The sequence below is a fragment of the Sphingopyxis bauzanensis genome, from assembly GCF_002205675.1.
Taxonomy (GTDB): domain Bacteria; phylum Pseudomonadota; class Alphaproteobacteria; order Sphingomonadales; family Sphingomonadaceae; genus Sphingopyxis; species Sphingopyxis bauzanensis.
The window spans coordinates 348,221-361,386 of the sequence record NZ_NISK01000002.1; the positions used below are offsets into that span (position 1 = coordinate 348,221).

The window sequence follows — 13,166 nt, forward strand, 5'->3', positions numbered from 1 at the left end:
ATCGACGTTTGACCGGGTTCGGACCGGATCCCTTATGTAAACGACTTTTCCAGTGCGTTTAGAGCTGCCTTATGGCGCGACGGGTTGGCCTCGCGAAATTTGCGAATGTTCTTCAGTTTGAACTGCGGCGCCGGAAGCTCGGCTAGCACGCCGATCGGAAAACGGCTCCAAGTCGGGTCGCCAGTCTCAAATGACAGGAGAAAATCGCGATCGTCATCGGTGAACGACTCGCGAAGCGTTCTGACCAGGCGCTCAAGCGTTGCCTGGTGATCGTCATAAGTGAATGCTTCAAACGGCATGCCTTCAAACTGCGATCGAAAGGTTTCACGTTGGTTCTTCCGCGCGGGAGCGACAAGCTCGGCGATCGGGCGGCCATGGCTGACCAAGGCGGCAATCACGCCACGGCGAACCTCGTCCGTGAGGTCTTCCTGGTCAAGCAGGCGTTTGACATCGAACAGGTCGCGGGGATGCTGCCGGTCAAGTGCAGCGCAGATCTTCCCGCCGAACAGCTCGCCATGCGACACGCATCTCGCCTCGGCAAAGACTTCGAATTGCTCCTGCACCTGGCGGGAGCATGCCAGGTCGCGCACCGGCATCAGGTGGCCGCGAAGCGATGGATTTACCTCGATCTTCACCTGCGTGCGGACGCGCTGGCAGTTTAGCTTTACCTCCATGCCCTCACCGCCTTGCCGTGCCTGGGTGACACGGGTCGGCGGCAAGCGGCGCTCGATCTCGGCACCGACGCGCGCCAAGGCCCCGGCGATCGCGGCCAGCGATTCCTGGCGATCATGATTGGGTAAGTAGGTGAGATCGATATCGACCGAGAGGCGAGGCAAATCCCATTCAAACAGGTTGATGGCGGTGCCGCCCTTCAGCGCGAAGACCGGTTCCGCCATCACCAACGGCAGGATGTCGAGCAGCAACCGGACCTGGTCGCGATAGGGTTCAGCCATGATCGACCAGTTCCCTGGGAAGTAGCAGCTGGTATTTCGCGACATAGCGCCCGTTCGGCACGAGACTTCGATCCCCGGCCCCAAGATTGATCCTGTCGAGGTCAAGATGGCGCATCACCGGCAGATCGGCTCGCTCCGCGAGGTAGAGGAACAGCCTGCGTACCTTGATCGAGGCGCATTGCTCCAGCAGGGTCTGCATGAGCTTGGGCCGTATCGAGGTCATGCTCTCGACGACCATCCCGGCCTCGACGAGGTCGAACTCTTTCGGAGCAAGGTGCAGCAACTCCAAGGCGGCGCGTTCGACGCTGGACGTCTTAAGCGTAAAGCCTTCAGGCGCCTGCCGCTCGCTCAGCCCGAGGTCCGGAGGCAGGAGCTTGGTTTGAACATGCCGGACATCATCACCCCAATGGGTTCTGAACCAGAGTGGCAGCGCTACGTTGAGCGGCGAGAACAGGTAGGCCTTGGTGTTTGCGAACCGGACATAATGACTGTTCCCCGACATCTCGAGGGCGGTTAGCGCCCCTACGTGGACGGGCAGGCGCAATTGCGCTTGTATACTATACAGTGCGCCCTGCCAGGTCACAGTCTCCATTGGGCGCTTGAAGGCGCCGCGACCGAGCGACAGGAGCCAGCGCGACGAGGTGTAATTTTGGAGATCCTGCGGCGTTATTCCAAGGCTCTTGAGATGAACGGTGGTCGCGACGCTGTGCGGCTCCCATGCGTCGAGCAATGGCTTCAATTTTTCTGATCGTGATAGGCTCATGGTATATTTATGGCATAATTATCAATGAAAATCAACCCTCCGCCTCGGAATCTCTTTCCAAGCCATATTCCCGGTTTATTTTAAGAATATTTTCCGATGATTCCAAATCTGGCACGTCCATGGCTCAGCAGTTTGTAACCGCGCTACGCCTCCCTGAAGCGAAGCAAATCATGGCCGACATGCGCCTTGCCTTCGAGCGGCGGCTCCGAAATATTCCGCTACCTTCTTTGATCCGCGATCGCCATGGCGCATTATAAGCTGTGCGCGACATCTACGCGATCGCCGAAGCCCGGCTGTCCCCACTTTTTCTGAAAGCAGAGCAGCCTGCAACTCGCCTTGTCGCCGTTACGCTGGCTCGATGAAGCTACGCCCGAGCTTATGGCGAGACTCGCGAGCGGCCTGCCCGACTTCCAGACAGAGTGAATTCCGGTCGAATCCTCAAACAGCAAGCTTTGGTCCGTAAGCGGATCGCCATCAACGACGAGTAGATCGGCGAATGCACCTGGGGAAATGCAACCGAGTTTCCCCTCCATCCCCAGAATTTCAGCATTGATAGCGGTAGCCGAGTTCAAGACTTCGAAGGGCGTGTCCGATCCACCTTGCGCCATCGTGAAAGGGGGTCCCTTTTGCGCGCCGATTGATACACCCTCGGAAGAACAATGGTGCCCAGAAGGGCTCTCGTTATCGGCCTATCGGACCGGTTCAGGCGATACCGGCGCTAGTTCGCGACGCCGCTGTAAATCCCGATCATCGAAAGCAGCGCTGTCCCTGCCAGCAGCGCCCAAAGCCATGCGTCGTCTTCCGGCTCCGGTTGGCGCGGGTCAGTCGGTGGTTGCGGCATTGATCAGCGTGGCCCCATTTGCGGATCTGACCCCTCGCCTGAACTTCAGGTCATCGCTCGCTCGACTTTTAGCCCAATATCGCTGCCTCGTAAATCGAGCGCCCATTTGGCGGCGATCGATCGCAGTGTCCCATTTTGGAACCGCCGCGTTAGAGCGTCGGTTGACGCCCAAGGCCAATACGGTAAATTTGCCGTAACTTTGGCCCCTCTAATTCCCTGGGGGCCGGGGGGGGCTGCATGCATATGCCGGAAAGGCCGCGTTCCACTGGCGCGGCCTTTTTGCTTGGCCAAGAACGGCAATCGAGCGAAATTTATCGGCAGAGCAATGGCGCGCAAGCGGGCAGATTTGCGTCTGTGCTGCCGGGCCTCGCCGCGATCGATCGACTGCCACGCAAGTCAGGCGGCCACGCTGGCCTGAATGCGCAAGGTCGCTGCGACCGTCGCTCGGCGACCATCATCAGAGATTGGCTGGCCATCAGGCCGAACAGGCAATAGAGCGGCGCGTGCCGCGCTTCAGCCTTCGGCGCAGCGCCAGCACTAAAGACGAGCATGACAAGGAAGATTGCGTGAACGAAGAAATCGAATGGTGGGACTATGACAATGCGGCCGAAATGGCAGCGGCCGTCGCTGGCGATATCGGCTTCATCATCGAAAGCGCGATCGACGCGCGCGGCGCCGCGGTGATTGCGCTTGCCGGCGGCAAGACGCCGATCCCGATCTACGAGGCGCTGGCCGCGGCCAAGCTGGAATGGAAGCGCGTGACGATCGTGCCCGGCGATGAGCGTATTGTCCCGCTCAGCGACCCGCTTTGCAATGTGTCCATGCTGGCCAAATTTTTCCTGCCGAAAGGCGCGCGCGTGATGCCGATCGTTCCGAACGCTGCCGCAGATTACAAGGCGGCGGGACGGTCCGCAGATGCCCTGATGCAGGACCTGCACTGGCCGCTCGACCTCTGTCTCCTCGGCGTCGGCCGTGACGGTCATGCCGCCTCGATTTTTCCGGGACCGGATTTCGATGATGCGATCAGCGGCCCCAAGACCCAGCGCGCCCTGGGGGTCATGCCCGATCCCCTGCCCGCCGACGCCCCGGTACCGCGCGTGAGCCTCAGCCTCAGAGCAATTACCGCGGCCAGGGCCTTGCTGATCGCCGTCCGGGGCGACGAGAAGCGCGCCGTGATCGAGAGCGCGATCGATCAGGGCCGCGCCTCGCCCTACCCGATCGGCCGCGTCCTGGCAGATACCGAGCTACCGGTCGATATCCATTGGGCGCCCTGAGGCGAGAGCGCCGATCGGGTCGTGCGGCCGCGTCGCGGCCCGACAGAAAAAACGAGGCCGGCGACCAAGGCGGTCCGGCTTCGGCATCAGTTTTCGCCCCATTCCGGCCAGTTATTTGAGCAGCGCGGCAGGCGTTACAATCATTCATCGCTTTGCCGGAAACTCAAAATTTTTCGTCTCTTTGAGGACTGGCCGCTTCCGATTGGCGAGTAGGAAACGCCGAACACTATCATGCCCATCGAATTTTGATCGGCGGGCGATCGGGTAGCTTCGGAAGCTTCAATGCGGTCATCGACGTCAGCTCCCGGTCCATGGACGCAGCACGAGATCCTTGTGGACGAGCACGTGCACGGGCGTGCCGGCCCGAATGATGAGCGTGGGCTTGATGTCGAGGCTCCGCCCAACGAGCCGGTCGCCTGCCCTGCTTCCGCTTTGCTGCGCGGACCCGCGCATTGCGCGCACGAGCTCGCTCTCGTCGTTTCCGGTGCTCAGCTCGGTGCCGACACCGAGGAGAGTGGAGAGCACCACGCCCTTGATCAGTTGCCAGCCGTGCGAATCGACGCGGTCCCTGATCCCGGCATAGCCGGAGGCATCGCTGGCGGGCGCATCGTCGAGGGTCAGCGATGCGCCATCGGGCCAGATGATCCTTTGCCACACGACGAACGCTCGCTGCTGCGCGTAAGCCGTATCGCTCTCATAACGCCCAATCAGCCGCGCGCCTTGCGGTATCAGGAGCGTGCGCCCCGTAATGCTGTCGTAGATATTCTCGCTGACCTGGCCAACGACGAGACCCGGCAGATCGCTATTGAGGCCAGTGACCAGGCTTCCCGCGATGACGCTGCCGCTGCTGATAAGCCACGGCGATGCCGCTGCCTCGATACGATGCGGGCTGACGTTCGAACTCGCTGCAATCGTCGGCCCCGGGCCAGCGGCTCGCGCCGATGGCACTTCTGGCTCGGCCAATGGCGGTGAAACTCCGCTTCGCGCGCCACCGGATGACAATTCCTCGCGTCGACCGCCAATCGACATCATGACGGCCGACTGGCGCGCCGCCGTCTCCTCGGCCGCTCGCCGCTCACGCTCGGTCTCGAGCGCGGCAGCGCGGTCGTCTGTCGCGAGCGCGGGGGGATATTGCCCGCCCATTCTGCGCTGATGCTCAAGGATCGGCCGACCGAGGTCGCCCGGCAGCGGCGGCCCGAGCTTGGGAATCTCGTCATAGCGGCCCGGTGTTCCAGCGAGCGCTTCCGGCGTTTTGCCCTGCGCCTTTTCGAACATCTCGTCGCCGGTTACCGCGAGCCTGAAGGACATGGGCTTGAGCGCAATCCATGTCACGGCCGCAATGGCCAAGGCGCCCACGACCGCCACGCCGATGATGATCTCGCGTCGGAAACGCGTGACCCGGCGCGGCGAACCCCGCAGCACGAGCGTCTCGGGATCGATCTTGGTCGGCGCTGCGTTCACAAGCGTATCAGGACGATCTTCCGCAGCCACGTCGGCCCGTTCGCCCCTGGTGTCTGGATCTTCCCCGCTCACCGTGCGTCCCCTGCGCGGATGATATGGACAACCGTCTGGCGTTTGGTGCCGTGTCTCAGCTGGGCGCGGTCGAAGAGACGGTCGACGACATAATAGCGTCCCGACACACGATAGTTGACAAGTTCAGGGCTGCCGCTGTCCCCAGTCACGAACAGCGGCGGCGCCTCGCCCTGCGCCAGGCTCGGCGGAAACTCGATGAAGGTTTGCCGCCCATCGTCGAAGGCGCGCAGCGGACGCCATCGCGCGCGGTCACCGCTGATGCGATAGCCAAAGTTGAACGCCGAGGGATCAACTCCCGAGCGTCCTGCCGTCTGCTCGCGCATCGCCGAGGCGGCCCGCTTGATCGCGAGCAGCGCGTCGTCAGGATAGGTCCAGCGGATTGCAGCCATCGCGGTGGCCGCGGTACTGGTCAGCGCGAGATGATAGACGCGCCGGTCGGTCGTGATGATAAGGTTGGTGGCGAGCGATGGCGCCAGCGGCTTGATCATGATGTGGATACGCTGCTGCTCGCCTGCGCCGCTCACCGTATCGCCGACGGTCCAGCGCGCGGTGTCGCCAGCGGCCACCGCGAGCAGCGCTTCGCCGGGCTCGAGCGCGATCGCGGTCACATGGCCGGGCGCGGCGACGAGTCGGTAGATCGCGCCCTCGGCATAGGCATAGGATTGGATCGCACCGCGATAATCTTCGCGCCGCGGTTCCTTGACGGCTGCCGCGCCAGCGGCGCGAACGCGCTCCGCGCTCCCGCCCGGTGCCGCCTGTGCAGGTGGCACCACCGCCGTTCCGGCGGCGAGCAGGCAAATCAGAATCGGCTTCATGGCATTTTCCCTTCGGATGCGGTGGAAATCGGGATGGCGGGCACCAGCGGCAGCTCCGGCGCGGACCCGGGAAGCGGCGCGGCCTCGACTTCTTGACCATCGCGCCCTGCCCGCACAGGCTCGGCGGCTTCAAATTCGCGGCTCCAGTCGATCGCCTCGACATAGAGGCCGAGCGGGTTCTTGCGCAGAATCTCGGCCGTTCGCGGCGGTTTGACGGCGACGGTCAGGATCGCGGTCCAGCGCGACGTCGAGGCGAGGCTGCCGCGTTCGAATAGGCTCTCGCGCCATTTGACCTGGAACGACCGGGGCGATGCGCGCACCACACTGACGATCTCGACCGAAACCGATCGCGTTCCGACCTGCGCGAACGGATCGGCCGACCGGGCATATTGGTTGAGGAAGAGTGCGCCGCGCTCACCCGTAAAATCATAGGCGGCGAGCCAGTTCTCGCGCATCAACACGGGGTCGAGCGATATGCCGCGCACGTTCGAGATGAACCGGCCCAGCGCCCAGGCGATCTGCGGATCGGTGGGATTATAGTCGGATACCGCTGGCGCGACGCTGCGCGCTTCGCCGAGCCGGTCGACTTCCACCACATATGGGGTCACGCGGCTCTGCACCGACTGCCAGACTAGCCCGGCGGCAAGTGCGGTTGAAAGCAGCAGCCCGCCGAACGCCATGATTCGCCAGCCTCGCGCCTGCACGCGCGCGGCGCCGATCCGGTCGTCCCAAGCCTGGGCCGCGCGCTGATAGGGCGTGACCGGCTCGGGGGTGCGGCCGTAGCGCTGGATGGGTCGTTTGAATTTCATCGGATCAATCCTCCTTCTCGGCGATGTCGGGGCTCGCGCCGCTACCGCCGCGGCTCCCGTCGGAAAGCACATGGACCGCCGCCTGGCGCGCTGCGCGGCGGCGCTGGTCAGCCTTGAGACCTGCCGCCCACGCCGGGGCGGCGCTCGACGATGTCGCATTTTCAGGCGATGACGACGGCGCGGCGCGGTCGGTTCGGTTGCCGGCGTCCCAGGCGGCATCGCGCCCGGCGGCGGCCGCCTCGCTGATGCCCAGCCCAGCCCCCGCACGCCGCGCCGCATTGGCAGCGGCGCCCTGCATGGCGGTCGCGACCCCGCCGAGACCGGCGCCAACCGACGGCGAGCCCGTGGTTTCCTGTCCGAGCGTGTAGGCGGTGGAGGCGGCCGCTCCCATTGACGTCCCGGCGCGGACCGCCCCGAGCGCCGCGCCGCCGCCTGCGCGCGCCGCCGCCAAGCCGGCGCCGCCCGCGACGACCATCGTGCCCGCGGCGGCGGCGACCGTACCGACAGCAGCGCCGGCGCCAAGCTGCGGTGCGCCAGCAACGAGGCCGGAGGCGATGCCAGGACCAAATATACCAAGGCCAAGCAGGGCCAACGCACCAAGCGCCAGCGACATTGCTTCTTCGACGTCGGGCTCGGAGCCGGCCATCGACGTCAGAAAATCGGGAAAAAAGCCCGATCCGATCCCGACGATCACGCCGAGCACCATGACCTTGACGCCTGACGAGACGATGCTCCCCAGGACCCGCTCGGCAAGGAAGGCGGTGCGATTCCAGAGAGCGAACGGCATGAGCGCGAAACCGGCGAGGCTGGTGAGCTTGAATTCGATCAGCGTGATGAAGAGCTGGATCGCGAGGATGAAGAAGGCGAGGATCGTGAGGACCCAGGCAATCAACAGCACGACAATCTCGAGGAAATTCTCGAAAAATGCGATCGGTCCGAGCATGTCCTTGATCTGATCGATCAGCGGATGCGCCGCCTCGAACCCCGCACCGGCAAGCCGTCCGGGCTTCAGAAGGTCTTCGGCCGAGATCGTGCCGCCGCCGGCGGTGATACCGAGACCCGCGAAAGAGCGGAAGATGATGTCGGACAGCGCCCCGAAGTTGCCGATGATGAATGCGAAAACGCCGACATAGAGGATCTTCTTGAGCAGTTTCGCGATGACGTCATTCTCGCCGCCCATCGCCCAGAACAGACCGGCCAGCGTGATGTCGATGCCGATCAATATGCTGGTCAGGAAAGCGACATCGCCGCCGAGCAGCCCGAAACCGCTGTCGATGTAACGAATGAAGGCTTCCATGAAGCGGTCGATGACATTGAGATCGTCCATCGGGCAGGCTTTCAAGAGCGGTGAAGATAACCGCGGGGTCTCAAGGGGGAGTGACCGAGACCCCGCGGCGAACGGCGGGCCAGGAGAGGGGCAGCCACCGCCGTCCGTGTCGAAAATCAGCGGATCGGCGTGTAGGCCTTGCCGTCGCCAAGGAAGCGGCGCATGCGCTCGCGCGCTTCCGCCGCGCTCTGCGCCGCGCGCGCGCGGTCGAGCATGTCGGCTTCATAAGCAGCCGCCATCATCTGCTGGACCTGCATCTGCTGCTTGGCGGCGAGCGCGAGCAGCTGGTTCGTTGCCTGGCTGGCCTGTAAGCTGCCTTCGGCGGCCGAGCTGCGCGCTGCGACCTCGGCCAGCGTCGCCGCGTCGTCCTTCAGGTCAGCGGCGATGCGCGCCTGGACCGCGAGCGTGCGGCGGTACGACGCCATCGCGGTCTCGAGCCGCGCCTTGGCATTGGCGACGCTCGTCGACCGCGTCATTCCGGAGAAATCTTTCGGGAACAGCGCCGCCATGCGCGCGTCGAGCTGATCGACGCCGAAGTCGATCCCATCGGCCCGCGCCATCAGGGCGTCGACGCGCGCGAGATTGCCCTTCAGCTTCTCGATCTCGGGGAAATCGAAACGCTTCAAATGCTTGTCCATGTTGGCGAGCATCTTCGCTTCATTCTGTAACTGCTGGATTTGCTGGTCGATCTGTTTGAGCGTGCGCGCCGCGGTGAGCAGGTTCTGCGAATAATTGGCGCTGTCGAACACCGGCATCGCGGCGGATGGCACGGCCAGCAGCAGCGCCGGGACGGCGGCACCGATCGACAACAGGTGGGCAAGCATCTTCATGGCAATTCTCCTTCGGGGGGGGTGGGTTGGACGGTCGTTGTTGTCCTGGGGAAGTCGGCGAGCAGCGCGGCCGCCCAGTCGAGGCCGGCGGCGCGAAGGAAGTGCGCAGCAAAATCGGCGCCGCCATGCGCGGCAAGGATGGCATCGATGCGCGCCTGCGTGGCCGGATCGGAGGCTCCGCAAAGCGCGAGCGCGACCGGACCGAGCCCCAGCTCGAACAGCCGGTTGCCGCGCGCCGACTGGAGATAATATTGTCGCTTGGGTGTAGCGCGCGCGACGATCTCGATCTGCGCCGCGTTGAGCCCGAAGGCGGCATAGGCGGCCTGGGCTTGCGGCTCGACCGCCCGGTCGTTCGGCAGCAGGATACGTTGCGGGCAGCTTTCGATGATGATCGAAATGAACATCGGCTTGTCTCCTCAGGTGAAAGAGACAGACCAATTGAACCGAAAAAATCGCTCCCGCCATACCAAGAAAGGGGGGTGTTTTAGCCTTTTGCAATGTCGCCGAAGCAGATCGTCCCGTCGAACAGGGCGCGGATCGCAAGACTGATCCGGCTTCGGGCGTCATAACGGCTGCGCGCATTGCGCAGATGCTCGCTCACCGTATCGGTCCGCAGGTTCATGATCTGGGCAATGACCGAATCCGACTTGCCGCGTGCCGCCCATAGCAGGCATTCGATCTGCCGGTCGGTCAGGCGCGGCGAATCGTTGGCGGCGCCCCTGCCCGACAATTGACGCGCCGCCTCGAAGACAAACGCACCGATCGACTGCGCGAACATCAAGGCTTCGGGCGTCGCGGGTGATCCCCGCGCCCAGGCGAAAGACACCGAGCCATGCGCTTCGCCGGGAATATGGGTTGGGATGGTCAGCCCGTCATAGATGCCATGGTGTCGGGCCCGCGCCAATATGGCCCGGTCTCCCCGGCGTGGCCGGGAAAATGACGGGATCTCGTGCCACAGGAAGCCGGCCGCGCGCCGCTGGCTGGCGCGGTGAACCGGGTCGTTGACGCCGAGGCCCTGTTCATCGAACCAGCGCGCCCATTCCTCGGGATAATTATGGACCCGCACGCCCTTCTCCGGGCCGGCCAGAAAGTCGATGTGATGACTGAGCGCGAACCAGGAGCACCCCATCGCCGCGCAGGCTTCCACCAACAGATCGGCCAATGCGGCGTAGCTCGAAACATTCAGAATCTCTGCCTTGAAACGCTTCGCGGCGTCGAGTTTTGGCATTGCGACCTATGGCAACGCCGGCGGCGTTCTCGACCGCTCGCCCGGTTTTGCCCCTGTCCGTTGCCGACCCGCTCGCCTTCTCAAATGGCCTGGGTTCCGCGATGGATCCAACACTCGCATCAAAAGATGCGAAGTCGCCACTGTAAGATCGGCCGGATATAGTTCAAATAATTTCGTGAGTTAGTCTCATTTTGAGAGTTTTTGTTGGTCCGAACTTGGCTTAAGATGCCGCTAGCGCGCTGCGGGCCCGATCGTCTTGCGTTCGGCGCCGGTCATCCCGCGCGCGGGTTCGCGCTGTTGTCTTGGTGGGCTGGGCATCGGCGATGAAGGCAAGGCTGGCGCCCGCCAGCGCCGTCAAATCGAAAGACCAGCGGACAATTATGGATCGGATTTACCGCCGAATTTCAAACGGCGCTGCAAGAGGGAGCAATATAACGATGGAAGGGCCGCAAGCTTCTGCCGAGGATTGCCAGTGTTGGGCGCGATTGACCGATAAGCAGCGCGCCTGCCTGGATCTCCTGCTCGAACACAAAACCTCTAAACAGATCGGACGAGACCTCGGGGTCTCGAAATATACCGTCGACCAACGCATCACCGCAGCGCGCCTGGTGCTGGGCGGGCGCGATCGCGGCGACACCGCCAATCGATATGCGCGGCTCAGAAAGATATGCGACCGGATCGCATATGATCCGGTGGAGGTTCCCGCCCCGCCTTCGCCGATGGCATCCCGGCGCGCAGACGACGGTCCTGCTACCGTCCTCGGGCTCGGCGAGACTCGCCGGGCAGAGGATGGAATGTCCTTGGCGAACCTGTCGTTCGGGAAGATCTGGCGGCACGACCACAAGCTTCACACACGAATGGCGATCACGGCGGCAGCGCTCGTTACCCTGATCATCTTTGTGTTGGGAAGCCTCGGAATTGCCGAATCGCTGACCCGTCTGGTCGCGAGCTGAATCGTCTCAATGTCCATCCCCCGGGACCCAGTTTTCGGGTCCGCCATAGGAGCCATCATGTCTGAAAACATCCAATTTGCCGTCGCTCGCCTGCGCCGCCAGGTGCCAACCGCCGAACATCGGATCGATGACGCGTTGATCGCGGTTTCCACGCTGATGACGAGCGTGGTCACCGCGCGGCGCGACACGCTGGGCGTTCCCGCTATTCGAGGCCATGCGACGATCCAGCGCCTCGCCCGGGTCCAAAGCGCGCTTGTCGGCGCGAGCGGCGATGTGCTGCGAGTCCACGGCGACCTCGCGGACATCGCGCAGGAGACCGCAGGGCTCGACCTCCATGAATGTCCCGCGCTGGCTGCTCCCAGTGCGGACAGGTCAAAGGCAGCGGCGTAATTTTGGCGAGGGTCGCCCTCATGGAGAAAGACAGCGATGATTCGAATAGCGGTCTTCGTGACAATCTTGTCGGCGGCCCTCCTCTATGCGCTCCGAAAAGGAGGCGGTCCCGAGCGCGCGATGGCGTTGATCCTGATCGCCATGCTGCTCGCGGACCAGATTCTGCACCTCTTTATCCCGCCGCGCTTCAGCAGCGTGGATATGGGGCACCTGCTGATCGATCTGATGGCTGCAGGGACGACCTTTGTTCTTGCGATGACGGCGCATCGCTTCTGGCCCATGCCGGCGGCGGTGCTGCAATTCCTGCCGTTGATGGCGCATATCGGGAAAGCCGCCGACCTGTCGGTTCATCCGATCGCTTATCTTGCGATGCAGGTCGCTGCCGCCTGGCTTCTCCCTCCCCTGCTCGCTTTTGCCACATGGCGACACCAGATGCGGCTGCGGACGAGCGGGATCGATCAATCCTGGTATCGCTCCTGGGGTTCGTCGAGCCAGCCGAATGCGAGCAGATAGCAACAATCTTGCTGGCCGAGTTCAAGGGACTTGGACGCCTCTGGTTGCAGCCCCCTGAACGCCTGTCGCGCATCCTCGCCGATTGGCCCACCGTCCAGGCCTTTCTCGCGAGCGTGCACGATGCGATGTTCGAAGGAATGCGTTCGGGCCTTCGCTCGGTTCCCATCGATCCGTTCGACCCGGCGCTGCGCCGCTATCTGATTGCATCGATGGGTTCGCTGCCGGACGAGATGCTCCGGGTGCTGTTTCTCGATGCCGGCCACCGGCTGATTGCCGACGAGCCCCTGCAACAGGGCACTCTGACCCAGCTCGCAATTTACCCCAGAACGATCTTTCGCCGCGCGCTCGAGCATAATGCGGCCGCGATCATCCTCGTTCACAACCATCCCAGCGGCGATCATAGTCCAAGCGCGGAAGATGTCGCGACCACGCAGCGTCTCGACCAGCTCGGACGCGCGCTCGGCGTCGAAATCCTCGATCACATCATCGTGACCGCAGCCCGGACGCACCATCTCATCGCCGGAGACAAGCTGCCCGATAAGCCCACAAGCGGCTGGGCCATGTTTTTCCGCAGCGACCCGTGTCGAGGCGACGCCGCCGAATTACGTGCGCTCCGCAACGCCGAGATTACATTCCGGCGGAGAATCTTGCGCAACCAGTTATTGGGCGGATCCGAACATTTCGGCGAGCCAGCTTGGGACATAATACTCGATCTGTTCATCCACGAGGCCAAAGGCCAGCGCCTGTCGATGTCGGCGCTCTGTGTCACGGCCGCGATACCGACGAGCAGCGCGATGAAGTTGATACAGCGGATGTGCGACGACGGGATTCTTGAGCGATCGCCAGACCTAGCCGACGGGCGGCGGAGCCTTATAAATATTGCGCCCGCCGTCTCTCATCGGCTGCGAGCCTATTTTGCCGAAGGCACCGAATAGAG

Annotated in this window: 15 protein-coding genes and 1 pseudogene; 6 read left to right on the plus strand and 10 right to left on the minus strand. The window is 63.4% G+C overall.

Annotated features, from left to right (window positions below):
* Positions 1-32: 32 nt before the first annotated feature.
* Together CDQ92_RS08240 and CDQ92_RS08245 are read right to left on the minus strand one after the other, a co-directional pair.
* Positions 33-923, minus strand: a complete 891-nt coding sequence (locus CDQ92_RS08240; protein WP_229667149.1) for a nucleotidyl transferase AbiEii/AbiGii toxin family protein — start codon at positions 921-923, stop codon at positions 33-35.
* Positions 924-945: 22 nt separating this feature from the next.
* A complete protein-coding gene (locus tag CDQ92_RS08245) occupies positions 946-1,692 on the minus strand; it encodes a type IV toxin-antitoxin system AbiEi family antitoxin (RefSeq protein WP_229667147.1) in 747 nt (248 codons plus the stop codon).
* Here CDQ92_RS08245 and CDQ92_RS21285 point away from each other — a divergent pair.
* The gene (locus CDQ92_RS21285) at positions 1,683-1,973 is read left to right on the plus strand and encodes a hypothetical protein (protein WP_162291068.1); all 291 of its coding nucleotides are present in this window, start codon (positions 1,683-1,685) and stop codon (positions 1,971-1,973) included. The two genes, CDQ92_RS08245 and CDQ92_RS21285, sit on opposite strands and share 10 nt — an antisense overlap.
* Here the strand turns inward: CDQ92_RS21285 and CDQ92_RS08250 are convergent.
* A complete protein-coding gene (locus tag CDQ92_RS08250; RefSeq protein WP_088440920.1) occupies positions 1,968-2,324 on the minus strand; it encodes an amidohydrolase family protein in 357 nt (118 codons plus the stop codon). The genes CDQ92_RS21285 and CDQ92_RS08250 overlap by 6 nt on opposite strands.
* 799 nt (positions 2,325-3,123) lie before the next feature.
* Here CDQ92_RS08250 and pgl point away from each other — a divergent pair.
* Entirely contained in the window at positions 3,124-3,831 is a 708-nt protein-coding gene (gene pgl, locus CDQ92_RS08260) for a 6-phosphogluconolactonase (RefSeq protein WP_088441480.1), read from the plus strand.
* Between the two features lie 297 nt (positions 3,832-4,128).
* Here the strand turns inward: pgl and CDQ92_RS08265 are convergent, their stop codons facing one another.
* From CDQ92_RS08265 to CDQ92_RS08295, 7 genes and pseudogenes are all read right to left on the minus strand, one after another.
* A complete protein-coding gene (locus CDQ92_RS08265) occupies positions 4,129-5,364 on the minus strand; it encodes a TraB/TrbI/VirB10 family type IV secretion system protein (protein ID WP_229667143.1) in 1,236 nt (411 codons plus the stop codon).
* The gene (gene trbG / locus CDQ92_RS08270; protein WP_088440922.1) at positions 5,361-6,179 is read right to left on the minus strand and encodes a P-type conjugative transfer protein TrbG; all 819 of its coding nucleotides are present in this window, start codon (positions 6,177-6,179) and stop codon (positions 5,361-5,363) included. Before trbG ends, CDQ92_RS08265 begins: the two co-directional genes overlap by 4 nt.
* Complete coding sequence (trbF, locus tag CDQ92_RS08275; RefSeq protein ID WP_088440923.1) at positions 6,176-6,988, minus strand: conjugal transfer protein TrbF; 813 nt, start codon at positions 6,986-6,988, stop codon at positions 6,176-6,178. Before trbF ends, trbG begins: the two co-directional genes overlap by 4 nt.
* 4 nt (positions 6,989-6,992) lie before the next feature.
* Positions 6,993-8,315 (minus strand): P-type conjugative transfer protein TrbL, encoded by a 1,323-nt coding sequence (gene trbL / locus CDQ92_RS08280; RefSeq protein ID WP_088440924.1) that lies wholly within the window; start codon positions 8,313-8,315, stop codon positions 6,993-6,995.
* Between the two features lie 116 nt (positions 8,316-8,431).
* Positions 8,432-9,145 carry a P-type conjugative transfer protein TrbJ gene (gene trbJ, locus CDQ92_RS08285; RefSeq protein ID WP_088440925.1) on the minus strand — a complete coding sequence of 238 codons (714 nt, stop codon included), beginning with the start codon at positions 9,143-9,145 and terminating at the stop codon, positions 8,432-8,434.
* Positions 9,142-9,534 (minus strand): annotated as a pseudogene (locus CDQ92_RS08290) (conjugal transfer protein TrbE); the annotation flags it as partial. The pseudogene CDQ92_RS08290 and the gene trbJ, both read right to left, overlap by 4 nt.
* Before the next feature lie 95 nt (positions 9,535-9,629).
* Complete coding sequence (locus tag CDQ92_RS08295; protein ID WP_088440926.1) at positions 9,630-10,373, minus strand: LuxR family transcriptional regulator; 744 nt, start codon at positions 10,371-10,373, stop codon at positions 9,630-9,632.
* A gap of 485 nt (positions 10,374-10,858) precedes the next feature.
* On the opposite strand from CDQ92_RS08295, the gene CDQ92_RS08300 reads away from it, so the two are divergent.
* The 4 genes from CDQ92_RS08300 to CDQ92_RS21110 all read left to right on the plus strand — a co-directional run bounded on the left by CDQ92_RS08300 (position 10,859) and on the right by CDQ92_RS21110 (position 13,164).
* Positions 10,859-11,326 carry a helix-turn-helix transcriptional regulator gene (locus tag CDQ92_RS08300; RefSeq protein WP_229667141.1) on the plus strand — a complete coding sequence of 156 codons (468 nt, stop codon included), beginning with the start codon at positions 10,859-10,861 and terminating at the stop codon, positions 11,324-11,326.
* Positions 11,327-11,383: 57 nt separating this feature from the next.
* Positions 11,384-11,716 (plus strand): hypothetical protein, encoded by a 333-nt coding sequence (locus CDQ92_RS08305; protein ID WP_088440928.1) that lies wholly within the window; start codon positions 11,384-11,386, stop codon positions 11,714-11,716.
* A gap of 126 nt (positions 11,717-11,842) precedes the next feature.
* A complete protein-coding gene (locus CDQ92_RS21105) occupies positions 11,843-12,229 on the plus strand; it encodes a hypothetical protein (RefSeq protein ID WP_237246119.1) in 387 nt (128 codons plus the stop codon).
* 44 nt (positions 12,230-12,273) lie between these two features.
* Positions 12,274-13,164, plus strand: coding sequence for a JAB domain-containing protein (locus tag CDQ92_RS21110; RefSeq protein WP_158213806.1), 891 nt, complete (start codon positions 12,274-12,276; stop codon positions 13,162-13,164).
* Positions 13,165-13,166 lie beyond the last annotated feature (2 nt).